This window comes from Streptomyces toyocaensis (assembly GCF_000725125.1).
GTDB lineage: Bacteria > Actinomycetota > Actinomycetes > Streptomycetales > Streptomycetaceae > Streptomyces > Streptomyces toyocaensis.
The window spans coordinates 92625-113624 of sequence record NZ_JFCB01000009.1 but is presented as its reverse complement, the minus strand read 5'-3'; the positions used below and the strand labels follow the sequence as shown (position 1 = coordinate 113624).

20 protein-coding genes are annotated in these 21000 nt (G+C 72.3%); 7 read left to right on the top strand and 13 right to left on the bottom strand.

The window, feature by feature from the left end; all coding sequences use genetic code 11:
• Positions 1–74 precede the first annotated feature (74 nt).
• The gene (locus tag BU52_RS12810; RefSeq protein WP_037932793.1) at positions 75–1232 is read left to right on the top strand and encodes an adenosine deaminase; all 1158 of its coding nucleotides are present in this window, start codon (positions 75–77) and stop codon (positions 1230–1232) included.
• Positions 1233–1371: 139 nt separating this feature from the next.
• Positions 1372–1719 carry a hypothetical protein gene (locus tag BU52_RS12805; protein WP_037932790.1) on the top strand — a complete coding sequence of 116 codons (348 nt, stop codon included), beginning with the start codon at positions 1372–1374 and terminating at the stop codon, positions 1717–1719.
• Positions 1720–1804: 85 nt separating this feature from the next.
• On the opposite strand, the gene BU52_RS12800 is transcribed toward BU52_RS12805, so the two are convergent.
• From BU52_RS12800 to afsQ1, 5 genes are all read right to left on the bottom strand, one after another.
• Entirely contained in the window at positions 1805–2005 is a 201-nt protein-coding gene (locus BU52_RS12800) for a PspC domain-containing protein (protein ID WP_037932787.1), read from the bottom strand.
• Between the two features lie 59 nt (positions 2006–2064).
• Complete coding sequence (locus BU52_RS12795) at positions 2065–2646, bottom strand: VanZ family protein (RefSeq protein ID WP_037932784.1); 582 nt, start codon at positions 2644–2646, stop codon at positions 2065–2067.
• A gap of 105 nt (positions 2647–2751) precedes the next feature.
• A complete protein-coding gene (locus BU52_RS12790) occupies positions 2752–3387 on the bottom strand; it encodes a hypothetical protein (protein ID WP_107061153.1) in 636 nt (211 codons plus the stop codon).
• Positions 3387–5003 (bottom strand): sensor histidine kinase, encoded by a 1617-nt coding sequence (locus BU52_RS12785; protein WP_037932779.1) that lies wholly within the window; start codon positions 5001–5003, stop codon positions 3387–3389. Before BU52_RS12785 ends, BU52_RS12790 begins: the two co-directional genes overlap by 1 nt.
• Positions 5000–5677 carry a two-component system response regulator AfsQ1 gene (gene afsQ1 / locus BU52_RS12780; RefSeq protein ID WP_024883374.1) on the bottom strand — a complete coding sequence of 226 codons (678 nt, stop codon included), beginning with the start codon at positions 5675–5677 and terminating at the stop codon, positions 5000–5002. The genes BU52_RS12785 and afsQ1 overlap by 4 nt, the downstream gene beginning before the upstream one ends.
• 243 nt (positions 5678–5920) lie before the next feature.
• On the opposite strand from afsQ1, the gene BU52_RS12775 reads away from it, so the two are divergent.
• Positions 5921–6673: a SigE family RNA polymerase sigma factor gene (locus BU52_RS12775; protein ID WP_037932775.1), complete on the top strand. Its 753-nt coding sequence runs from the start codon at positions 5921–5923 to the stop codon at positions 6671–6673.
• Positions 6674–6899: 226 nt separating this feature from the next.
• On the opposite strand, the gene BU52_RS35930 is transcribed toward BU52_RS12775, so the two are convergent.
• Positions 6900–7658 carry a uridine kinase family protein gene (locus BU52_RS35930; RefSeq protein ID WP_037932772.1) on the bottom strand — a complete coding sequence of 253 codons (759 nt, stop codon included), beginning with the start codon at positions 7656–7658 and terminating at the stop codon, positions 6900–6902.
• A 59-nt stretch (positions 7659–7717) separates the two neighbouring features.
• Between BU52_RS35930 and BU52_RS12765 the strand changes: the two genes are divergently transcribed.
• A complete protein-coding gene (locus tag BU52_RS12765; RefSeq protein ID WP_037932769.1) occupies positions 7718–8056 on the top strand; it encodes a hypothetical protein in 339 nt (112 codons plus the stop codon).
• An 84-nt stretch (positions 8057–8140) separates the two neighbouring features.
• Here the strand turns inward: BU52_RS12765 and BU52_RS12760 are convergent, their stop codons facing one another.
• Genes BU52_RS12760 through deoC form a run of 3 tightly spaced genes read right to left on the bottom strand, consistent with a single transcriptional unit; the run spans position 8141 to position 11419 of the window.
• Positions 8141–9031 carry an aldehyde dehydrogenase family protein gene (locus BU52_RS12760; RefSeq protein WP_037932767.1) on the bottom strand — a complete coding sequence of 297 codons (891 nt, stop codon included), beginning with the start codon at positions 9029–9031 and terminating at the stop codon, positions 8141–8143.
• On the bottom strand, positions 9024–10460 hold the full coding sequence (locus BU52_RS12755; RefSeq protein ID WP_037932763.1) for an aldehyde dehydrogenase family protein: 1437 nt from the start codon (positions 10458–10460) through the stop codon (positions 9024–9026). Before BU52_RS12755 ends, BU52_RS12760 begins: the two co-directional genes overlap by 8 nt.
• Before the next feature lie 5 nt (positions 10461–10465).
• On the bottom strand, positions 10466–11419 hold the full coding sequence (deoC, locus tag BU52_RS12750; RefSeq protein ID WP_037933020.1) for a deoxyribose-phosphate aldolase: 954 nt from the start codon (positions 11417–11419) through the stop codon (positions 10466–10468).
• A gap of 146 nt (positions 11420–11565) precedes the next feature.
• On the opposite strand from deoC, the gene BU52_RS12745 reads away from it, so the two are divergent.
• The gene (locus BU52_RS12745; RefSeq protein ID WP_037932762.1) at positions 11566–12264 is read left to right on the top strand and encodes a PH domain-containing protein; all 699 of its coding nucleotides are present in this window, start codon (positions 11566–11568) and stop codon (positions 12262–12264) included.
• Between the two features lie 177 nt (positions 12265–12441).
• Here BU52_RS12745 and BU52_RS12740 read toward each other — a convergent pair whose 3' ends face one another.
• From BU52_RS12740 to BU52_RS12730, 3 genes are all read right to left on the bottom strand, one after another.
• Positions 12442–14076 carry a phospho-sugar mutase gene (locus BU52_RS12740; RefSeq protein WP_037932759.1) on the bottom strand — a complete coding sequence of 545 codons (1635 nt, stop codon included), beginning with the start codon at positions 14074–14076 and terminating at the stop codon, positions 12442–12444.
• 558 nt (positions 14077–14634) lie between these two features.
• Positions 14635–15459, bottom strand: a complete 825-nt coding sequence (locus BU52_RS12735) for a purine-nucleoside phosphorylase (RefSeq protein WP_037932756.1) — start codon at positions 15457–15459, stop codon at positions 14635–14637.
• Between the two features lie 92 nt (positions 15460–15551).
• Positions 15552–15992, bottom strand: a complete 441-nt coding sequence (locus BU52_RS12730) for a gamma-glutamylcyclotransferase (protein WP_037932753.1) — start codon at positions 15990–15992, stop codon at positions 15552–15554.
• A 97-nt stretch (positions 15993–16089) separates the two neighbouring features.
• Here BU52_RS12730 and BU52_RS12725 point away from each other — a divergent pair, with 97 nt between their 5' ends.
• Both BU52_RS12725 and BU52_RS12720 read left to right on the top strand, forming a co-directional pair.
• Entirely contained in the window at positions 16090–17538 is a 1449-nt protein-coding gene (locus BU52_RS12725; RefSeq protein WP_037932748.1) for an NAD(P)H-quinone dehydrogenase, read from the top strand.
• Between the two features lie 103 nt (positions 17539–17641).
• Positions 17642–18595, top strand: coding sequence for a DeoR/GlpR family DNA-binding transcription regulator (locus BU52_RS12720; RefSeq protein WP_078903212.1), 954 nt, complete (start codon positions 17642–17644; stop codon positions 18593–18595).
• Between the two features lie 621 nt (positions 18596–19216).
• On the opposite strand, the gene BU52_RS12715 is transcribed toward BU52_RS12720, so the two are convergent.
• Complete coding sequence (locus BU52_RS12715; RefSeq protein WP_037932742.1) at positions 19217–20989, bottom strand: acetyl/propionyl/methylcrotonyl-CoA carboxylase subunit alpha; 1773 nt, start codon at positions 20987–20989, stop codon at positions 19217–19219.
• Between the last annotated feature and the right edge of the window lie 11 nt (positions 20990–21000).

Sequence of the window (21000 nt, the reverse complement as noted above, 5' to 3'; positions counted from 1 at the left end):
CCGTGCGGTCACCGTTCCATATCGACGAATTCGCACACCGGACGATCTACGCGCGTAGGAGTTAGAGTGCGGAGATGACGAGCCAGACCATCGCGAACACCCCGACCGTGGACCAGATCCGCCGGGCGCCCAAGGTTCTGCTGCACGACCACCTCGACGGCGGGCTGCGCCCGGGCACCGTCGTCGACCTGGCCCGGGAGACCGGCTACACCGCACTCCCGGCCACCGACCCCGACAAGCTCGCCCTCTGGTTCCACCAGGCCGCCGACTCGGGCTCCCTGGAGCGGTACCTGGAGACGTTCTCGCACACCGTCGGCGTCATGCAGACCCGCGACGCGCTCGTCCGGGTCGCCGCCGAGTGCGCCGAGGACCTGGCCGAGGACGGCGTCGTCTACGCCGAGGTGCGCTACGCCCCCGAGCAGCACCTCGAGGGCGGGCTGAGCCTCGAGGAGGTCGTCGAGGCGGTCAACGAGGGCTTCCGGCAGGGGGAGCGGCGAGCGAAGGAGAACGGCCACCGCATCCGGGTCGGTGCCCTGCTCACCGCGATGCGGCACGCCGCCCGCGCCCTGGAGATCGCCGAACTCGCCAACCGCTACCGCGACCTGGGCGTCGTCGGCTTCGACATCGCGGGCGCCGAGGCCGGCTACCCGCCCACCCGGCACCTCGACGCCTTCGAGTACCTGAAGCGGGAGAACAACCACTTCACCATCCACGCAGGCGAGGCGTTCGGGCTGCCGTCCATCTGGCAGGCCCTGCAGTGGTGCGGCGCCGACCGGCTCGGGCACGGGGTGCGCATCATCGACGACATCCAGGTGCACGACGACGGCACCGTGGAGCTCGGCCGGCTCGCCTCCTACGTCCGGGACAAGCGGATCCCCCTGGAGCTCTGCCCGAGCTCCAACCTCCAGACCGGGGCCGCCGCCTCGTACGCCGAGCACCCCATCGGTCTGCTGCGCCGGCTGCACTTCCGCGCCACTGTCAACACCGACAACCGCCTCATGTCGCACACCGGCATGAGCCGGGAATTCGAGCACCTGGTCGAAGCGTTCGGTTACACGCTCGACGACATGCAGTGGTTCTCCGTCAATGCGATGAAATCAGCGTTCATTCCTTTCGACGAACGACTGGCCATGATCAATGACGTCATCAAGCCCGGATACGCCGAGCTGAAATCCGAATGGCTGTTCCGGCAGACGGCCTCCACCAGCGGTTCCGCGGCCGCCAAGGACTGAGATCGGCGTTCTCGGAAAACGAGGGCAGCGGCGACGTTCACCATCCGTCCGCATTTCGATGTTTGCGGCGGATGGTGCCGCGTGTTTACGGTCACAGCACCGCTCACATCCCCGTATCCCATTTCGAGGACGCGTTTTCATGAAGCAGTCTGCTGCCAAGACCCTCGGTGTCGCCGCTCTCGGTGCCGCCTTCGCCGCCGCCGGTGCGGGCGCCGCCAACGCGGCCCCGGCCGTCCCGGACGCCGCTCCGACGCTGGACACCGTCACCCAGGCCGTTCCGGCCGAGCGGCTGTCCGGCGCGGTGCCGGCCCCGTCCGAGGCGCTGGCGACGGGCCAGGAGCTGGCCGGCACCGGCATGGCGACCGTGCAGCCCGTGGCGGAGAAGGCGGGCCCCCAGGTTCCGGGCGCCGGTCTGCTCGGCGGTCTGCCGCTGAACGGTGTGCCCGCGCAGGGCCTCACCGTCAACGGCGTTCCGCTCGGCGGCTGACCGCCGGGCGCACACGGCCGATGGGGCGCACCCGGACTCGGGGTGCGCCCCATCGGCGTACTCGCGGGGAGACGGTTCCGGGGGCCTACCAGGCCGTCCGTGCCTTGTCCTCCGAGGGCAGCAGGATCCACAGGGCGAGGTACAGCAGGAACTGCGGGCCCGGGAGCAGGCACGACGCCAGGAAGATCACCCGCATCGTGCTCGCGGAGGTGCCGAAGCGCCGGGCCAGCGCGGCGCACACTCCGCCGATCATCCGGTCGTTGGTGGGGCGGGCGAGGCGGCTCATGACGGCTCCTTCGAGAGGGGTGGGAGGCCTCCCGGCCGGCTGCCTCCACGCACTCCACGTTACGGAGACGAAGGGGGCAAAGCGTCGCTCCACGGGGCGATACCGACCCTGGGAATCGTCGGGGTCCTCCCCTGAGCCGGCTCCTCCGGGAGGAGGGCCGCGGCGGGCAGCCGCGCCTCCCTGCGGCGCAGCCAGGCGCGGCCCGCGGGCACCACGGCCGCGTGCGCGAGCGCCGCGCCCGCCGTGTTCAGCAGCAGCGAGTCGACGTCCACCACCTGCCCCGGCACCGCGGTCTGCAGCATCTCCACGGCCAGCGAGACCAGCGCGGTCGCCGTCACGGTGCGGATCAGCGAACCCAGCCGCGACACGGCCAGGCGCCCGCCGGCCATCGGCAGCAGCACCCCGAGCGGCGCCAGCAGCGCCATCGCCCCGGCGGTCCGGCGGACCCCCGTCGCCCACCCCAGCGCGTAATCCGCCCGGATGCCGTCGAACGGCCGCAGATTCGCCGGCATCACCCAGGGGACGTCCAGCGGACGCAGCGTGTACCAGGCGACGAACGCGAGATGCGCGGCCAGGAGGAGACCCCCTGTCACCCGGATGCGGAATGCGGCGGTGCCGCCGATGAAGCCTTGACGCTGCACGACCCCCTAGACGCGGCGCTCGGCGCGGATGGTTCCGGGATGTCACCCGTTCACCGGATGAGGCATGCGCCACAGTGCGCGGAGCCGCCCGGCCCGCCCCGCGGATCAGCCCTCCGTGGCCTCCGAGGAGGGCGGCTCCTCGGCCGGGCGCGACCGGACCTCGTCGGTGCACTTGTAGCGGCGCGGCCGGCTGTCGTCCGGGCCGCCGAGGATCACCGAGCCGTCTCCCTCGGCCGCCGCCGAGTCGGAGAAGGTGCACACGACCTGCGCCAGCGCGGAGGAGGGCAGGCTCCCCGGCGCGGTGCTCAGCCGCAGTGTGTCCTCCGGGTCGCCCGGCCGCGGACCGCTCACGGTCGTCCCGCGCCGCACTCGCGTGGTGTACCCGGCCTCCCGCTCGGCGGCCGGCGGCTCCTCGGACAGCTCGTCCAGCAGCCCCTGCGCCACCAGCACCCGCCGCGCGTCCGCCGCCCCGTCCGGCACCCGTACCGTCCGGTCCACCGCCACCAGGGACGACCCGCACAGCAGGAACACCTGCACCGGCAGCCCGCGCACGGCCTGCGTCGACACCTCCGGCTCGGCCAGCGAGCAGCGCACCCGTGAGGGCGCCGGGCCGAAGTCGGTCGGCACCTCCGTGGCCCGGATCCCGCACCCCGCCAGCAGCGCCCCGAACGCCCCGGCGGCCAGCAGCCCCCGTGCGCCCCGCACGGCCGCACGCCGCAGGGTCATCCGACGTCCGTCCATCAGGCGTCCCCTCCGGCGCCTTCGTCCCCGGCGTCGCCGGCCTTCTCCGCGGAGCCGCGCGCCGAGACGTCCCGCGGCAGCCGCAGTGTGAAGACGGCGCCGCCCTCGGGGGAGTTGGCCGCGGTGATCTCGCCGCCGTGGATGTGGGCGTTCTCCAGCGCGATGGACAGCCCCAGGCCGCTGCCCTCGGAACGCGGCCGGGAGGCGCTCGCCTTGTAGAAGCGGTCGAACACGTGCGGCAGGACCTCCTCCGGGATGCCCGGCCCGTGGTCGCGCACCTCGATGACCACCGTGCCCCCGTCCCCGGCGTCCTCCGCGCCCTCTCCGCTCTCCGCCACCGACTCCCGCACCGCCACCCGGACCGGCGAACCGCCGTGCTTGAGGGCGTTGCCGATCAGGTTGGCCAGGATCACGTCCAGCCGGCGCGGATCGAGCCGTGCGTGGATACCGCGCTCGGCGTCCAGGTCGACCGCGTCCAGCCAGGCACGCGCGTCGATGCAGGCGGTGATCTGGTCGGCGACGTCGACGTCGTCGAGGACCAGACGGGCGGTACCCGCGTCGAAGCGGGTCACCTCCATCAGGTTCTCCACCAGGTCGTTCAGCCGCCGGGTCTCGCTCACCACCAGCCGTACGGCGGGCTCGATCATCGGGTCGATGCCGCCGCCCTCGAACTCGAGCTCCTCCTCCAGCACCTCGGTCACCGCCGTGATCGCGGTCAGCGGCGTTCGCAGCTCGTGGCTCATGTCCGCCACGAACCGGCGCGACGCCTCGTCCCGCGCGGCCATGTCGGCCACCCGCTTCTCCAGCGCCTCGGCCGCCTTGTTGAACGTGCGCGAGAGATCGGCCAGTTCGTCGGTGCCCGACACCCTGAGCCGGGTGTCCAGCTTCCCCTCGCCGAGCCGGCGCGCGGCCACCCCCAGCCGCTGCACCGGCTTCAGCACCGTCGTCGCGGCGGCGTGCGCGAGCAGCGCGGAACCTATCAGCGCGAGCGCCGTGGCGATCCCCAGCGACCAGGCCAGCGAGTTGAGGTCCTTGGCCTCCGGCTCCAGAGACTTCAGCATGTAGCCCGTCGGCCCGCCGCCGATCACCCGCGTCCCCGCCACCAGGTACGGCGTGTCGTCGTCGACCGTCCGCTGCCAGTACAGGTGGTGCGGGTACGTGTTGCCGGACGTGATCTTCTGCCGCTCGGTGACCGCCTCCCGCAGCGAGCGCGGCACGTCGTTCAGCGAGAAGCCGTTCAGTCCGCCCGAACTGCCGTACAGCGTCCGCCCGTCCGGGTCCTCCGCGACCAGCAGCACGGAGAAGCGCTGACTGCTGGTCGCCATCTGGCCCGCGGCGCGCTGCAGTTCGTCCTGCGAAGGGTGCTCGGGCAGCGCGCCCGCCCGGTTCTGCATCTCCCGCTCGAAGTCGCGCAGCACCGCGTCCTGGGTGCGGGTCAGTACGGACTCGCGGTTCAGCCAGTACGCGATGCCGGACGCGGACACCGCGGCGGTGAGCGCGACCAGCCCGAACACCACGACCAGCCGCAGCCGCAGGCTGGTGAACCGCAGCCGTGACCAGACTCCCTTGCGCGCCGCGGACCAGCCGCGGACCCCCCCTTGGTGCTCCTGTGTCACTGAGGCGGATCCAGCCGGTAGCCGACACCGCGCACGGTACGGATCAGTGTCGGGGACGACGGCACGTCCTCGACCTTGGCACGCAGCCGCTGGACACAGGCGTCCACCAGACGCGAGTCGCCCAGGTAGTCGTGCTCCCACACCAGCCGCAGCAACTGCTGCCGGGACAGCGCCTGGCCAGGCCGCCGGCTCAGCTCCAGCAGCAGCCGCAGCTCCGTCGGGGTCAGCTGGAGGTCCTCGCCGTTCTTCGTCACCGTCATCGCCGAACGGTCGATGACCAGGCTGCCGAAGGTCGCCGAGTCGCTGGACTCCCGCTCGCCGCGCCGCAGCACGGCCCGGATACGGGCGTCCAGCACCCGGCCCTGCACGGGTTTGACGACATAGTCGTCGGCGCCGGACTCCAGCCCGACCACCACGTCGATGTCGTCGTTGCGCGCGGTCAGCAGGATGATCGGCAACTGGTCCGTGCGCCGGATGCGACGGCACACCTCGAACCCGTCGATGCCGGGCAGCATCACGTCCAGCACGATCAGATCCGGGCGCTGCTCGCGCAGCAGCTTCAGACCGTCCTCACCACTGGCAGCGGTCGCGACCCGGTGACCCTGGCGCGTCAGGGAGAGCTCCAGGGCCGTGCGGATGGCGTCGTCGTCCTCGATCAGCAACAGGGAAGGCACGGGCTCATTCTGGCCCATGGAGGGCTCCCTGTTCGACCCGTGGGCGGCAGTTGCCCAATGAGCCCCCATACGTGCCGCTACGTGCGCGGACTTTCGTGAAGGATCCGTGGTCCCGCCGTGACCGACCCCTGTGACACGTCTGTGACAGTCGGCTGACACGGCCATGAAGGTCCCCCGGCAAGCTTTTCGGCACAAGCACGACAGCAGGGCGAAACACCGGAAGTCCACGACGGGGGGCGCGAGATGAACACGCTGCACGGCACCAGCACCAGCGCAGTGGTCACGCGTCTGCACGACGTGCACCGGGGTTCCGAGAAGTCCGGTGCGGCGGGCATGCGGGGGTGCGCTCGCGGCACCGGGCGTCAGCACACCGCGATCATGGCGGTGGTTGACGCGTCCACGGAGGGCGCCAACGGGGGGAACGCGTCCGGGGAGGCCTCGGGGGAGCGGCGCACTCCGGCACGGGCGGCGGACGCCGAAGCGGCGTTCACCGCCTACGTCCAGGAGCGCCGCGCCTCCCTGTACGCCACCGCCTACCACCTGACCGGCGACCGTTTCGAGGCCGAGGACCTGCTGCAGAGCGCACTGTTCTCGACCTACCGGGCGTGGGACCGGATCAGCGACAAGGCGGCGGTCGGCGGATACCTCCGCCGCACCATGACCAACCTGCACATCAGCGCGTGGCGCCGCCGCAAGCTGAACGAATACCCGACCGAGGAACTGCCGGAGACGGCCGGTGACACGGACGCGATGCGCGGCACCGAGCTGCGCGCCGTGCTGTGGCAGGCGCTGGCCCGGCTGCCCGAGAACCAGCGCACCATGCTGGTCCTGCGCTACTACGAGGGCCGCACGGACCCGGAGATCGCGGACATCCTCGGCATCAGCGTCGGCACGGTGAAGTCCAGCATCTGGCGGTCGCTCCGCCGGCTGCGCGAGGACGAGGTCCTCAGCTTCGGCCGTGACGAGGAGAACGCCTTCGGGGAGCTCGTGGCCTGAAGGCAGGGGGAAACGGGGGAACCGCGGGGACACCGGGGGCGTCGTCGTGGCAAGGGGGATCGGGGGATCCCGGGGGGAGCAAGAGGGGGAAGCACAGGGGGGACACGGGGGCCCTTGGGATCCGGGGGAGCACGGGGGAGTGCGAAACAGCGGGACTGGAGGGGCCGGGGGGCCCGCCCAGTCCCGCCTTTCGTGCGTCCGAGCGTTCCCGCGTACGCCCCTCCCGCTAGGCCGGCGTGCTGGTGCTGGTGCTGGTGCTGGTGCTGGTGCTGTCGCTCTTCGTCGCGCCGGCACCAGTCGCCGTACGTCCGGAGACGGCCGCGGCAGCGAGGCGGCCCAGCGCTTCGTCCCGGTCGCACGCGTAAGCGCCCAGCGCCGTCTGGCGGGCGACGATCGCCCGCTCCAGCCGCATCAGCCGCCAGCCGCGGCGCAGCAGGAACGGCACCGACTTGCGGCCCTCCCTGAGGTCCCGCAGGAAGCGCCGCCGGAACGTCCGCACCGGACCGCGGCTCAGACACAGCGCGTCGGCCAGCAGCCCCCGTTCGTGGCAGCGGCCGACGATCTCCGCGGCGAAGATCCCCTCCGCGATGAATAGCGGGGTCCCGCCGATGTCGACGGTCCCCTCGCCCGTGCGGGCACTCAGGGAGATGTCGTAGACGGGGACCTGGGTACGACGCGTCCGGCACAGCCGCTCGATCGCGGCGACGGCGGTGTCCGCGTCCCAGGAGCCGGGGTCGTCCCAGTCGATGTCCGACGTGCCCGCGACCAGGGGGAGGGTCGGGTCGTCGCCCTCCTTGTAGAAGTCGTCGAGACGCAGCACCGGGAGGCCGGAGCGGGCAGCGAGGAGGGACTTGCCGGAGCCGGAGGGGCCGCAGAGCAGCACGACTCGCGCGGATATGGGCGACTGGGAACTCACGGGACACCAGTGTGGGGCATCGTTCGGGTGGCGTACGACCCCGAGGTGCGGCTTTGAAGCGCGCGTCACATCTCCACTACTCTTCGCGTCGAACCGATCACCCAGCGAAGGCAATAGGTGGCACAGCGATGGCCCGACACAAGGCACCCAAGACGCCGACCGCCCGACGCGCCCTGACCGTCCTGGCGACCGCGGGCGTGGCCCTCGGCGTCGGCGCGGCCACGGCGGCGGCCGCGGACTCCGAGGCACTTCTCGGCGATGCCGGCCAGGTCGTGGGTACGGTCGCGGACCTCAAGCCCAACCCGCTCGCCGGCACGGGCGTCGACCCGCTCGACAACGGCGTCAGCACACAGATCGCCGACTTCCGGGCGGTGGACTCCCGGGAGGTGACCGGTCCGGTCGCCCAGGCGCCGTCGGTCGGCAGCATTCCGGGGGCCGGGCAGGCGACGGACCTGCTGAGGAGCTGACCGGGCGGGGGTGCGGCGGCGGAACGCCGTACCCCTCCCGGACGGAGAAGGGGCACGGCGCTCCGGCTGTGGGTGGGGCGCCGCTCAGTAGGCGGAGCCCGACGCGCCCAGCGACCCCGTCGGGTGCCACACGGTCTTGGTCTCCAGGAACGCCGTCATGCGCTCGGTGCCGGGCGTCGCCGACCAGTTGTCCACAGGCTGTGGACGGAGAACGCGCTTCAGGTTGTCCGCGGCCGCGATCTCCAGCTCCTTCGCCAGCGCCTCGTCGGCGCCCGCGAGGTCGATCGCGTTGACGTCCTGGTGGGCGGCCAGCGGGGCGGCGATCTCCGCCGTGCGGCCGGAGAGGATGTTGACCACGCCACCGGGCAGGTCGGAGGTGGCCAGCACCTCGCCCAGGGAGAGGGCGGGGAGCGGGGACCGCTCGGACGCCACCACGACCGCCGTGTTGCCCGTCGCGATCACCGGGGCGACCACCGAGACCAGGCCCAGGAAGGACGACGCCTGCGGGGCCAGTACGGCGACCACGCCCGTCGGTTCGGGGGAGGACAGGTTGAAGAACGGACCCGCGACCGGGTTGCCGCCGCCGACCACCTGGGCGATCTTGTCGGTCCAGCCCGCGTACCAGACCCAGCGGTCGATCGCCGCGTCCACCTGGTCGGCGGCCTTCGACTTCGACAGGCCCTCGGCGTCGGCGACCTCACGGACGTACTGGCCCCTGCGGCCCTCGAGCATCTCCGCGATCCGGTAGAGGATCTGGCCGCGGTTGTACGCCGTCGCGCCGGACCAGCCACCGAACGCCTTGCGGGCGGCGACCACCGCGTCACGGGCGTCCTTGCGGGACGCGAGCGGGGCGTTGGCCAGCCAGTTGTTCTTGGAGTCCGTCACCTCGTACACCCGGCCGCTCTCGGAACGCGGGAACTTCCCGCCGACATACAGCTTGTAGGTCTTCAGTACGGAAAGTCGTGCGTCAGACATCGAGGTACGCCTCCAGGCCGTGGCGGCCGCCCTCGCGGCCGAAGCCCGACTCCTTGTAGCCGCCGAACGGCGACGTCGGGTCGAACTTGTTGAACGTGTTGGACCAGATCACGCCCGCGCGGAGCTTGTTCGCGACCGCCAGGATGCGCGAACCCTTCTCCGTCCAGATGCCCGCCGACAGGCCGTACGGGGTGTTGTTGGCCTTGGCGACGGCCTCGTCCGGTGTGCGGAAGGTGAGGACGGACAGCACCGGGCCGAAGATCTCGTCGCGGGCGACCGTGTGCGCCTGGGTGACCTTCGTGAACAGCGTCGGCGCGAACCAGAATCCGTTCTGCGGGAGTTCGCAGGCCGGGGACCAGCGCTCGGCGCCCTCCGCCTCGCCCCGGTCGGCCAGCGCGGTGATCCGGGCCAGCTGCTCGGCGGAGTTGATCGCGCCGATGTCGGTGTTCTTGTCCAGCGGGTCGCCGAGACGGAGCGTGCCCAGGCGCCGCTTCAGGGAGTCCAGCAGCTCGTCGTGGATCGACTCCTGGACCAGCAGGCGGGAGCCGGCGCAGCAGACCTGGCCCTGGTTGAAGAAGATGCCGTTGACGATGCCCTCGACGGCCTGGTCCACGGGTGCGTCGTCGAAGACGATGTTGGCGCCCTTGCCGCCCAGTTCGAGGGTGACCTTCTTGCGGGTGCCCGCGACCGTGCGGGCGATCTGCTTGCCCACGGCGGTCGAGCCGGTGAAGGCGACCTTGTCGACGTCCGGGTGGGCGATCAGCGCGGCTCCGGCGCGGCCGTCGCCGGTGAGGATGTTGACGACGCCCTTGGGCAGGCCCGCCTGACGGCAGATGTCCGCGAAGAACAGCGCCGAGAGCGGGGTCGTCTCGGCGGGCTTCAGGACGACCGTGTTGCCGGTCGCGAGGGCCGGGGCGATCTTCCACGCGAGCATCAGGAGCGGGAAGTTCCACGGGATGACCTGGCCGGCCACGCCCAGGGGGCGCGGGTTCGCGCCGTAACCGGCGTGGTCGAGCTTGTCCGCCCAGCCGGCGTAGTAGAAGAAGTGCGCGGCGACCAGGGGGAGGTCGGCGTCGCGGGTCTCCCTGATCGGCTTGCCGTTGTCGAGGGTCTCCAGGACGGCCAGCTCGCGGCTGCGCTCCTGGATGATCCGGGCGATGCGGAACAGGTACTTCGCGCGCTCGGAGCCGGGCAGCGCCGACCACTTCTCGAACGCCTTGCGGGCGGCCTGCACCGCGCGGTCGACGTCCGCCTCACCGGCCTCGGCGACCTCGGAGAGGACCTCCTCGGTGGAGGGGGAGACCGTCTTGAAGACCTTGCCGTCGGCGGCCTCGGTGAACTCCCCGTTGATGAACAGGCCGTACGACGGCGCGATGTCGACGATCGAGCGGGACTCGGGCGCAGGTGCGTACTCGAATGCGGATGCCATGGTGATCAGTCCACCGTCACGTAGTCGGGGCCGGAGTAGCGGCCGGTTGCCAGCTTCTGGCGCTGCATCAGCAGGTCGTTCAGCAGCGAGGAGGCGCCGAAGCGGAACCAGTGGTTGTCCAGCCAGTCCTCGCCCACGGTCTCGTTGACCAGGACCAGGAACTTGATGGCGTCCTTGGACGTGCGGATGCCGCCGGCCGGCTTCACACCGACCTGGACGCCCGTCTGTGCGCGGAAGTCGCGGACCGCCTCCAGCATGAGGAGGGTGTTCGCGGGGGTCGCGTTGACGGCGACCTTGCCGGTCGAGGTCTTGATGAAGTCGGCCCCGGCCAGCATGCCGAGCCAGCTCGCCCGGCGGATGTTGTCGTACGTCGACAGCTCGCCCGTCTCGAAGATGACCTTGAGGCGGGCGTTCGTCCCGCAGGCCTCCTTCACGGCGGTGATCTCGTCGTACACCTTCTTGTAGTGCCCCGCGAGGAACGCCCCGCGGTCGATGACCATGTCGATCTCGTCCGCACCGGCGGCGACGGCCTCGCGGACGTCCGCCAGCTTGACGGCGATCGGGGCGCGGCCGGCCGGGAAGGCGGTGGCGACGGAGGCGACCTTGACGTCGGAGCCGGCGACGGCCTCCTTCGCCGTGGCCACCATGTCGGGGTAGACGCAGACCGCCGCCGTGGAGGGCGTGGTGCGGTCGGTCGGGTCGGGGCGGACCGCCTTCGCGCCGAGCGCCCGGACCTTGCCCGGGGTGTCCGCGCCTTCCAGCGTCGTCAGGTCGACCATCGAGATGGCGAGGTCGATGGCGTACGCCTTCGCGGTCGTCTTGATCGAGCGGGTGCCGAGGGAAGCGGCACGCGCCTCCAGGCCGACCGCGTCGACGCCGGGCAGCCCGTGGAGGAAGCGGCGCAGTGTGCCGTCGGACGCGGTGACGTCGCTGAGAGCGTTTGGTGCAGTGGTGGGCATGGTCACCAGACGAGCATATCTACGCGCGTAGCGGCTGTACAGCCCCGTGGGGCATCTCGTGGGTGGGCGGGGGGCCCGCGGTGCGGGGTGGCGTGCGGTGTCCACCGCGTACGGCTTCGGCGGAGGCGTCGTGCAGAATCGGGTGCATGACGACCCCCGACCCCCAGTCGCCCGGCCCGGAGCCCACGAGGCCTGCTGAGCCCGCGGCGCCCCAGTTCCAGGACCGGATCTACCGCTCGCCCGCGGGCCTCGTCGGTGGTGTGCTGCTGCTCGCCATCATCGGCTGGCTCGGCATCGACGCGGTGGTCGCCGGAGAGGGCCGCACCCCCTGGCTCTCCCTCGCCGTGATGCTCCTGCTCGTGCCGCTGGTCGTCGCCTACACCCTGCGCCCCGCCGTCTACGTGAACGAGGACCGGCTGCGCGTCCGCAACCCGTTCCGCGTGATCGTGCTGCCCTGGGGGCAGGTCGCCTCGCTGCGGTCCGGGTTCTCCAACGAGGTCGTCGACGACTCCGGCACCAAGTACCAGCTCTGGGCCCTCCCGGTCTCGCTGCGGGCCCGCAGCAAGGCGGCACGGCACGAGGCGCGGGTGGCGCGGCAGGCCGCCCGCGGTGACGGCGGGGCGGCCGGGGGCCGCGGCGGCCGTGGGTCCGGCCCGGGGGGCGTTTCCGAGGCTCCCCGGCAGGCCGAGAGCGACCGGGCCATGGCCGAGATGCGCGAGCTGCACGAGCGGCGGCAGGGGGCCGAGGCGGCGCAGGGCGAGGTGACCGTGCGGTGGGCCTACGAGATCGCGGGGCCGGCTGTCGCGGGGGCCGTGCTGCTGGCGGTTCTGCTGGCCGTGGGGTGAGCGGGGCGGCACGCGGCCGGGTGGCATTGGGCCGGTGAGGCGGGGCTCGGGTGGCGTGGGCCGGGTGTTGGGCCGGGAGGCGCCCGAGTGGCGTGGACCGGGTGTTGGGCCGGGTGTTGGGCCGGGTGGCGCCCGAGTGGGCCACGCGGGGCGCTGTTCGCCCCGCGTGGGGTCCGCTCAGATGCCGGCTGCCTCGGACAGGTCCTGCTTGATCCGCCCGAGGAGCGCTGCCGCCCGCGTGCGGGCCTCGGGGAGGCCGGCCCTCGACGCGACCGGGACGACCACCTCGAGGTAGCACTTCAGCTTCGGCTCCGTGCCGCTGGGACGCACGATGACCCGCGCGCCTTCCAGGGTGTAGCGGAGGCCGTCCGTGGGCGGGAGCTTCTCCGTGCCCCCGGTGAGGTCCTCGGCCCTGGTGATGCGCAGGCCGGCCAGCTCCGTGGGCGGCTGCTCGCGCAGGCGGCGCATCGCGGAGGTGATGACGCCGAGGTCCCTCACCCGGACCGAGAGCTGGTCGGTGGCGTGCAGGCCGTGCTCCAGGGCGAGGTCGTCGAGCAGATCGAGGAGGGTACGGCCGTCCTCCTTGAGCTCGGAGGCCAGTTCCGTGAGGAGCAGCGCCGCCGTGATGCCGTCCTTGTCGCGCACGCCGTCCGGGTCGACGCAGTAGCCGAGGGCTTCCTCGTAGCCGTAGCGCAGGCCCTCGACCCTCGCGATCCACTTGAATCCGGTCAGCGTCTCCTCGTAGGGGAGGCCGGCCTTCTCGGCGATGCGGCCGAGGAGGCTCGACGACACGATCGACTCCGCGAACGTGCCGGTCGCTCCGCGGCGGACCAGGTGGGCGGCGAGCAGCGCGCCGACCTCGTCGCCGCGCAGCATGCGCCAGTCGGCGCCGTCCTTGACGGCGGCGGCGCAGCGGTCGGCGTCGGGGTCGTTGGCGATGACCAGGTCGGGGTCGGTCTCGCGGGCCTTCGCGAAGGCGAGGTCCATCGCGCCGGGCTCCTCCGGGTTGGGGAACGCGACGGTCGGGAACTCCGGGTCCGGGTCGGCCTGCTCGGCGACGAGGGCGGGGGCGGGGAATCCGGCCCGTGCGAAGGCGGCGAGGAGGGTGTCCTTGCCGACGCCGTGCATGGCCGTGTAGACGGTGCGGGCCGTGCGGGGGGAGTTCTCCGCCAGGACGTGCGTGGTGCGGGCGAGGTAGGCGTCCAGGACGGTGTCGTCGAGGGTCTCCCAGCCTTCCGTGGGGCGGGGGACCGTGGTGAGCGAGCCCACGGCGGTGATCTCGGCGGCGATCTCCGCGTCGGCCGGGGGGACGATCTGGGAGCCGTCGCCGAGATACACCTTGTAGCCGTTGTCGCGGGGCGGGTTGTGGCTGGCGGTGACCTCCACGCCGGCGACCGCGCCGAGGTGCCTGATGGCGAAGGCGAGGACGGGGGTGGGGAGGGGGCGGTTCAGTACGGCTGCCCTGAGGCCGGCGCCGGTCATGACGGCGGCGGTGTCCTGCGCGAACGTCTGCGACTTGTGGCGGGCGTCGTAGCCGATGACGACGAGGCCGTCGGTGTGGCCCTGCTTCTTGAGATACGCGGCGAGGCCGGCGGCGGCGCGGATGACCACGGAGCGGTTCATGCGCAGGGGGCCGGCGCCGAGTTCGCCGCGGAGGCCGGCGGTGCCGAACTGGAGGGTGCCGCCGAAGCGTGCGGCGAGCTCGGCTTGGTCGCCGGCGTCGAGGAGGCGGGTGAGTTCCTCGCGGGTGTCCGGGTCGGGGTCCTCGGCGAGCCACGCCTGGGCCTGGGCGAGGAGGGCGTCGTCTTGCACGGTCGGTCAGCCTCTCGTTGGGTCGGGTGGGGGTCGTGTGCCTGCGGCGCAGCGGGCTGTGCGGTGGGGGCTCGGGCAGCGCCTACGGGTGGTGGGTGGGTCGGGGCCGGGTCGGGGGTGTCCGTCCTCGGACCGGCGCGACCGGGTTCGCTGGAAGGGCTGGGGCGCGGACGCGCCAGTCACTGCGGGCGGACACCCCCGCCCCGTCCCCTTCCCGCCGTACGCGCCAACAGCACGCCCACCACCACGCGTGCCACACGCCACGCGCGGCTGCACCACCACGCGTGCCACACGCCACGCGCGGCTGCCGGTCGCCACGTGCCGCCCGCCGCTTCGGCTTCCGCGGGCAGTCGTGCCTCCACGAGTGCCCAGGGGCGATGGCGGTACCTCCCGCTCGGGCGAGGCCGAGAGTGGGGGAGGGGGCGCGACGGCACCCCGCAGGCGCCAGGCTGCGTGAACCCAGCCGGGTCACCCGGGGTGCCGGGCGGGCGGAAGCGGCCCCCGGCCGGCACCAGCACCGGTACGGATGGGGTACCCGTCCGCGTTCGGCTCCGCCGCCTAGAGGCGGCCGAGCACCTGCGCCAGCAGCGACCCCATCCGCGTCGCGGAGTCACGGCCCGCCTGGAGGACTTCCTCGTGGTTGAGCGGCTCGCCCGTCATGCCCGCCGCGAGATTCGTGACCAGGGAGATCCCCAGGACCTCGGCCCCCGCCTCCCGCGCGGCGATCGCCTCGAGAACCGTCGACATGCCGACCAGGTCCGCCCCGATCACCCGGGCCATCCGGATCTCCGCCGGAGTCTCGTAGTGCGGCCCGGGGAACTGCGCGTAGACGCCCTCTTCCAGGCTCGCGTCGATCTCCTTGCACAGCGCCCGCAGACGCGGCGAGTAGAGGTCGGTGAGGTCGACGAAGTTGGCGCCGACGATCGGCGACGTGGCCGTGAGGTTGATGTGGTCGCTGATCAGGACCGGCTGCCCGGGGCGCATGCCCGCGCGCAGGCCGCCGCAGCCGTTGGTCAGGACGATCGTCTTGGCGCCCGCGGCCACCGCCGTGCGGACGCCGTGGGCGACGGCCGCGACACCCCGGCCCTCGTAGTAGTGCGTACGGCCCAGGAAGACCAGGGCGCGCTTCGCGCCGACGCGGTACGAGCGGATCTTGCCTCCGTGGCCCTCGACAGCCGGCGGCGGGAAGCCGGGCAGCTCGGTGACGGGGAACTCGGCCTCGGGGGTGCCGAGGGCGTCCACGGCCGGGGCCCAGCCGGAGCCCATCACGAGGGCGACGTCGTGGGTCTCGGCGCCCGTGAGTTCGCGCAGGCGCACGGCGGCGGCGTCGGCTGCGGCGTACGGGTCGCCCTGGATGTCGTCCGGAAGAAGAGAAGCGTTCACGCCGATGAGGGTAGCCGGTTCTCGCCTACGCGCGTAGATGTCGGAGGGAACGGGATGGCGATCGTTGTCTTGTCGTTTCCGACGAGGTGCCCTCAGCACGGGCGCTTGCGCAGCTCCATCACGTAGTCGTGGGGCGCGCCCGCGGACTCCGCGGCGTCGGCGATCTCCCCCAGGTAGCGAGCCGAGGGGAGGCCGCCTTCGTAGCTGTTCAGGACGTAGGTCCAGGCGGACTCCTCGCCGTCCAGCGTGTGGGCGCGGACCCGTGTGCGCCGGTAGAGGTCCAGGTCGCCGGTCCCTTCCCAGCGGTCGAGGGCCTCATCGTCCATCGGGGCGATGTCGTAGAGGGACACGAAGACCTGGGAGATCGGATCCTCGACGAGGGTCGCGAGCGCGCCCTCCCAGCCCATGTGCTCGCCCCCGAACGTCAGCCGCCACCCGTTCAGCCAGCCGGTGGCGCGCAGCGGCGAGTGCGGTGCGCGGCGGGACATCAGCCGCGCGTCGAGGTTGCCGGCGTACGCGGCGTAGAGCGACATGGGGGAAGGGTACGGCAGCCGCAACCGGTGCCACTCCGGTAACAGCGGGGCCACGGCCCGGCCCCCCGGGCGGTCGCACGCTGAAGTGTGCGGGACAATGGAGTACGTGACTCGGATCGTGATCATCGGTGGCGGACCCGGCGGATACGAAGCGGCGCTGGTCGCCGCTCAGCTCGGCGCGGAGGTGACCGTCGTCGACTGCGACGGCCTGGGCGGGGCGTCGGTGCTGACCGACTGCGTGCCGTCCAAGACCCTGATCGCCACGGCCGAGGTGATGACCACCTTCGACTCGTCGTACGAGGAACTGGGGATCATCGTCGCCGACGACACCCCGCCCCAGGAGCAGGCCGCCCGGGTGGTCGGCGTGGACCTGGGGAAGGTCAACCGGCGTGTGAAGCGCCTCGCCCTCGCCCAGTCGCACGACATCACCGCCTCGGTGACCCGGGCCGGCGCGCGGGTGCTGCGCGGGCGCGGGCGGCTGGAGGGCATGCAGGCGCTCGACGGGTCGCGCAAGGTCGTGGTCCGCGCCGCCGACGGGAGCGAGGAGACGCTCACCGCTGACGCCGTGCTCATCGCGACCGGCGGCCACCCGCGCGAACTCCCCGACGCCCGGCCCGACGGCGAGCGGATCCTGAACTGGACCCAGGTGTACGACCTGAACGAGCTCCCCGAGGAGCTCATCGTGGTCGGATCGGGTGTCACGGGCGCCGAGTTCGCCGGCGCCTACCAGGCGCTGGGGTCCAAGGTGACGCTCGTGTCCTCGCGCGACCGGGTGCTGCCGGGCGAGGACCCCGACGCGGCGGCCGTGCTGGAGGACGTCTTCCGCCGCCGCGGCATGAACGTGATGGCGCGCTCCCGGGCCCAGTCCGCCAAGCGGGTCGGGGACCGCGTCGAGGTGACCCTCGCCGACGGCCGGGTCATCACCGGGTCGCACTGCCTGATGGCCGTGGGCGCCATCCCCAACTCCGAGGGCATGGGCCTGGAGGAGGCAGGGGTCAGGCTGCGGGAGTCGGGCCACATCTGGACCGACAAGGTCTCGCGGACCACGGCCCCGGGCGTCTACGCCGCCGGTGACGTCACCGGCGTCTTCGCGCTCGCCTCGGTGGCGGCGATGCAGGGCCGTATCGCCATGTACCACTTCCTGGGCGACGCGGTGGCACCGCTGAACCTCAAGACGGTCTCGTCGAACGTCTTCACCGACCCCGAGATCGCCACCGTCGGCTACTCCCAGGCCGACGTCGACGGCGGCAAGATCGACGCACGGGTGGTGAAGCTGCCGCTGCTGCGCAACCCGCGCGCGAAGATGCAGGGCATTCGCGACGGCTTCGTCAAGATCTTCTGCCGGCCCGGCACCGGCATCGTGGTCGGCGGCGTGGTCGTGGCGCCGCGCGCCTCGGAACTCATCCACCCCATCTCGATCGCGGTCGACAACAATCTGACCGTCGAGCAGATCGCCAACGCCTTCACCGTGTACCCGTCGCTGTCGGGCTCGATCGCCGAGGTGGCACGGCAGTTGCACACGCGGAAGACGGGAGCGGAGGCCTGACGGTACAGGTCCCATACCACTTGGTGTGGGACCGTGTGAACAACTTCTGCTATTCAGCGCAAACTGCTGAAACCAGACGGTCGTCGGCGTTACTGTCAGTTTCGTGTTCGCTGCAGAACGTCGCCAATTGATCCTCGAAATGGTGCGAGCGAACGGGGCCGTGTCGCTCCGTGAGCTCGCCCGCGTCGTCCAGACCTCCGAAGTGACCGTACGGCGGGACGTGCGCGCGCTGGAGGCAGAAGGACTCCTCGACCGCCGGCACGGCGGTGCGGTACTTCCGGGCGGTTTCACGCGAGAGTCCGGATTTCCGCAGAAGTCACATCTCGCGACCGCCGAGAAGACCGCCATCGCCGACCTCGCCGCGAGTTTCGTGGAAGAGGGAGAGGCCATCGTGGTCGGCGCGGGTACCACCACGCAGGAGCTGGCCCGCCGGCTCGCCCGGGTGCCCGGACTGACGGTCGTCACCAACTCCCTGCTGGTGGCCCAGGCGCTGGCCCACGCCAACCGGGTGGAGGTCGTGATGACCGGCGGTACGCTCCGCGGTTCGAACTACGCCCTCGTCGGCAGCGGTGCCGAACAGTCCCTGCAGGGACTGCGGGTGTCCAGGGCCTTCCTTTCCGGCAGCGGCCTGACCGCCGAGCGGGGGCTGTCCACGTCCAACATGCTGTCGGCGTCCGTCGACCGGGCGCTGGTGCAGGCCGCGGCGGAGGTGGTGGTCCTCGCGGACCACACGAAGCTCGGGACGGACACCATGTTCCAGACGGTGCCGACGGATCTGATCACGCGGTTGGTGACGGACGAGCCGCCCGCGCACGACGACCGTGCGGGGACGGAGTTGCAGGCGCTCGCGGACCAGGGCGTGCAGATCGCTGTCGCGGGGGCGCCGGGGGGTTCCGCGGGCGCGGGGGGTGAGGGGCCGCCGTCGGCCCGCCAACGCCGGGATGTGCCGCTTCCGGGGCCCCGGCGGCAGGGGCCCGGACTGCGCACGGCCGTGGCGCTGGGGGCGGCGGAGCCGACGGGCGAGCGGGCGCGGGTCGCCGACCTACGGAGGCGCTGAGCACCGCCGGTGGGGTGGGCCGGGGGTGGGTCCGCAGCCCGGTGCTTTGCCAGGTGCCCGGCGTGGGTGCGGGCCGGGGGTGTTCGCGCAGCCCGGCGCTTGCGGGGTGCCCGGCGTAGGTGTGGGCCGCGGGCGGCTGCTCATTCCCGGTGCCTGCGGGGTGCTCCGCGTGGGTGTGGGCGGGGGGAGGTTACGCAGCCCGGCGCCCACGGGGTGCCGTCGCGCCCACCCGTGCCGCCCCAGCGGCACGACTGCCCGCGGGAGCGGCGGGGGCGGCGGCCCGCGAAGACAGCAGGCGCGGCGGCCCGCGGAAGCGGCGGCAGGCGCGGGGCGCGGAAGCGGCGGCAGGCGCGGAGTGCGGGGTGCGGTGGGCGTGGGACAGGCGCCTACGGCGGGAAGGGGGCGGGGCGGGGGTGTGCGCCCGCAGCGGCTGGTGCGAACAAGCACCCCGCACCTCCACCGGCCGACCCGGTCGCGCCAGTCCGAGGACGGACACCCCCGACCCACCCACCACCCGAAGGCGCTACGCGCACCCCCACCGCACAGACCGCTGCGCCGCAGGCATCCCCGCCGGGATCCGTACGGACCCCGGCGGGTCGCCGGGAACGTGCAGGACCCGGCTCAGTCCTTGATCTCGCAGATCGCCGCGCCGGACGTGACCGACGCCCCCACCGCCGCGCTCAGGCCCTTGATCGTGCCCGACCGGTGTGCGTTGATGGGCTGCTCCATCTTCATGGCCTCAAGGACGACGATCAGATCGCCCTCCTTGACCTCCTGCCCCTCCTCCACGGCGATCTTCACGATCGTGCCCTGCATCGGAGAGGCGAGGGTGTCACCCGAAGCCACCGGACCGGACTTCTTCGCCGCCCGCCGCTTCGGCTTCGCACCCGCCGCCAGACCCGTACGGGCCAGGGACATGCCCAGCGACGCCGGGAGCGAGACCTCCAGCCGCTTGCCGCCGACCTCGACGACCACCGTCTCGCGGCCCGCGTCCTCCTCGGCCTCCACGTCCACCGCGGCGGCGAAGGGCTTGATCTCGTTGACGAACTCCGTCTCGATCCACCGGGTGTGCACCGTGAACGGATCGGCCGAACCGGTGAGCTCGGGAGCGAACGCCGGGTCCTTCACCACCGCACGGTGGAACGGGATCGCCGTGGCCATGCCCTCGACCTGGAACTCCTCCAGCGCACGGGCGGCCCGCTCCAGCGCCTCCTTGCGGGTGCGGCCGGTGACGATCAGCTTCGCCAGCAGCGAGTCCCACGCCGGACCGATCACCGAGCCGGACTCGACACCCGCGTCCAGCCGCACACCGGGACCGGACGGCGGGGCGAACGTCGTGACGGTGCCGGGGGCGGGCAGGAAGTTGCGCCCCGGGTCCTCACCGTTGATACGGAACTCGAACGAGTGACCGCGCAGCACCGGGTCGTCGTACCCCAGCTCCTCACCGTCCGCGATGCGGAACATCTCCCGCACCAGGTCGATGCCGGCGACCTCCTCGGTCACCGGGTGCTCCACCTGCAGACGCGTGTTGACCTCGAGGAACGAGATCGTCCCGTCGAGACCGACCAGGAACTCCACGGTGCCGGCACCGACGTAACCGGCCTCCTTGAGGATGGCCTTGGACGCCGAGTACAGCTGCGCGACCTGCGCGTCGGACAGGAACGGCGCCGGAGCCTCCTCGACCAGCTTCTGGTGCCGGCGCTGGAGCGAGCAGTCACGGGTGGACACGACGACCACGTTCCCGTGACGGTCCGCCAGGCACTGCGTCTCGACGTGCCGCGGCTTGTCCAGGTAGCGCTCGACGAAGCACTCGCCCCGCCCGAACGCCGCCACGGCCTCTCGCACGGCCGAGTCGTACAGCTCCGGCACTTCCTCCAGCGTCCGGGCGACCTTCAGACCACGCCCGCCACCACCGAACGCCGCCTTGATGGCGATCGGCAGCCCGTGCTCCTCGGCGAAGGCGACGACCTCGTCGGCGCCGCTCACCGGATCGGGCGTACCCGCCACGAGCGGCGCACCCGCGCGCTGGGCGATGTGCCGCGCGGCGACCTTGTCGCCGAGGTCGCGGATGGCCTGCGGCGGCGGGCCGATCCAGATCAGGTCCGCGTCCAGCACCGCCTGGGCGAACTCGGCGTTCTCGGAGAGGAAGCCGTAGCCCGGATGGATGGCGTCCGCGCCCGACTCCTTCGCGGCCTTCAGGACCTTCTCGATGTCGAGGTAGCTGGTGGCCGGAGTGTCACCGCCCAGGGCGAACGCCTCATCCGCGGCGCGGACATGCAGAGCGTCCCGGTCCGGGTCGGCGTAGACGGCAACGCTCGCGATTCCGGCATCCCGGCAGGCCCGGGCAACGCGGACAGCGATTTCGCCACGGTTGGCGATGAGCACCTTGCGCACGATTGAGGCTC

What these genes read in the sequence shown, in the direction of transcription:
- BU52_RS12810 (WP_037932793.1), top strand. Translation starts at nt 75, where the DNA reads ATGACGAGCCAGACCATCGCGAACACCCCGACCGTGGACCAGATCCGC.
- BU52_RS12805 (WP_037932790.1), top strand. Translation starts at nt 1,372, where the DNA reads ATGAAGCAGTCTGCTGCCAAGACCCTCGGTGTCGCCGCTCTCGGTGCC.
- BU52_RS12800 (WP_037932787.1), bottom strand. Translation starts at nt 2,005, where the DNA reads ATGAGCCGCCTCGCCCGCCCCACCAACGACCGGATGATCGGCGGAGTG.
- BU52_RS12790 (WP_107061153.1), bottom strand. Translation starts at nt 3,387, where the DNA reads ATGGACGGACGTCGGATGACCCTGCGGCGTGCGGCCGTGCGGGGCGCA.
- BU52_RS12775 (WP_037932775.1), top strand. Translation starts at nt 5,921, where the DNA reads ATGAACACGCTGCACGGCACCAGCACCAGCGCAGTGGTCACGCGTCTG.
- BU52_RS12765 (WP_037932769.1), top strand. Translation starts at nt 7,718, where the DNA reads ATGGCCCGACACAAGGCACCCAAGACGCCGACCGCCCGACGCGCCCTG.
- BU52_RS12760 (WP_037932767.1), bottom strand. Translation starts at nt 9,031, where the DNA reads ATGTCTGACGCACGACTTTCCGTACTGAAGACCTACAAGCTGTATGTC.
- BU52_RS12755 (WP_037932763.1), bottom strand. Translation starts at nt 10,460, where the DNA reads ATGGCATCCGCATTCGAGTACGCACCTGCGCCCGAGTCCCGCTCGATC.
- deoC (WP_037933020.1), bottom strand. Translation starts at nt 11,419, where the DNA reads ATGCCCACCACTGCACCAAACGCTCTCAGCGACGTCACCGCGTCCGAC.
- BU52_RS12745 (WP_037932762.1), top strand. Translation starts at nt 11,566, where the DNA reads ATGACGACCCCCGACCCCCAGTCGCCCGGCCCGGAGCCCACGAGGCCT.
- BU52_RS12730 (WP_037932753.1), bottom strand. Translation starts at nt 15,992, where the DNA reads ATGTCGCTCTACGCCGCGTACGCCGGCAACCTCGACGCGCGGCTGATG.
- BU52_RS12725 (WP_037932748.1), top strand. Translation starts at nt 16,090, where the DNA reads ATGGAGTACGTGACTCGGATCGTGATCATCGGTGGCGGACCCGGCGGA.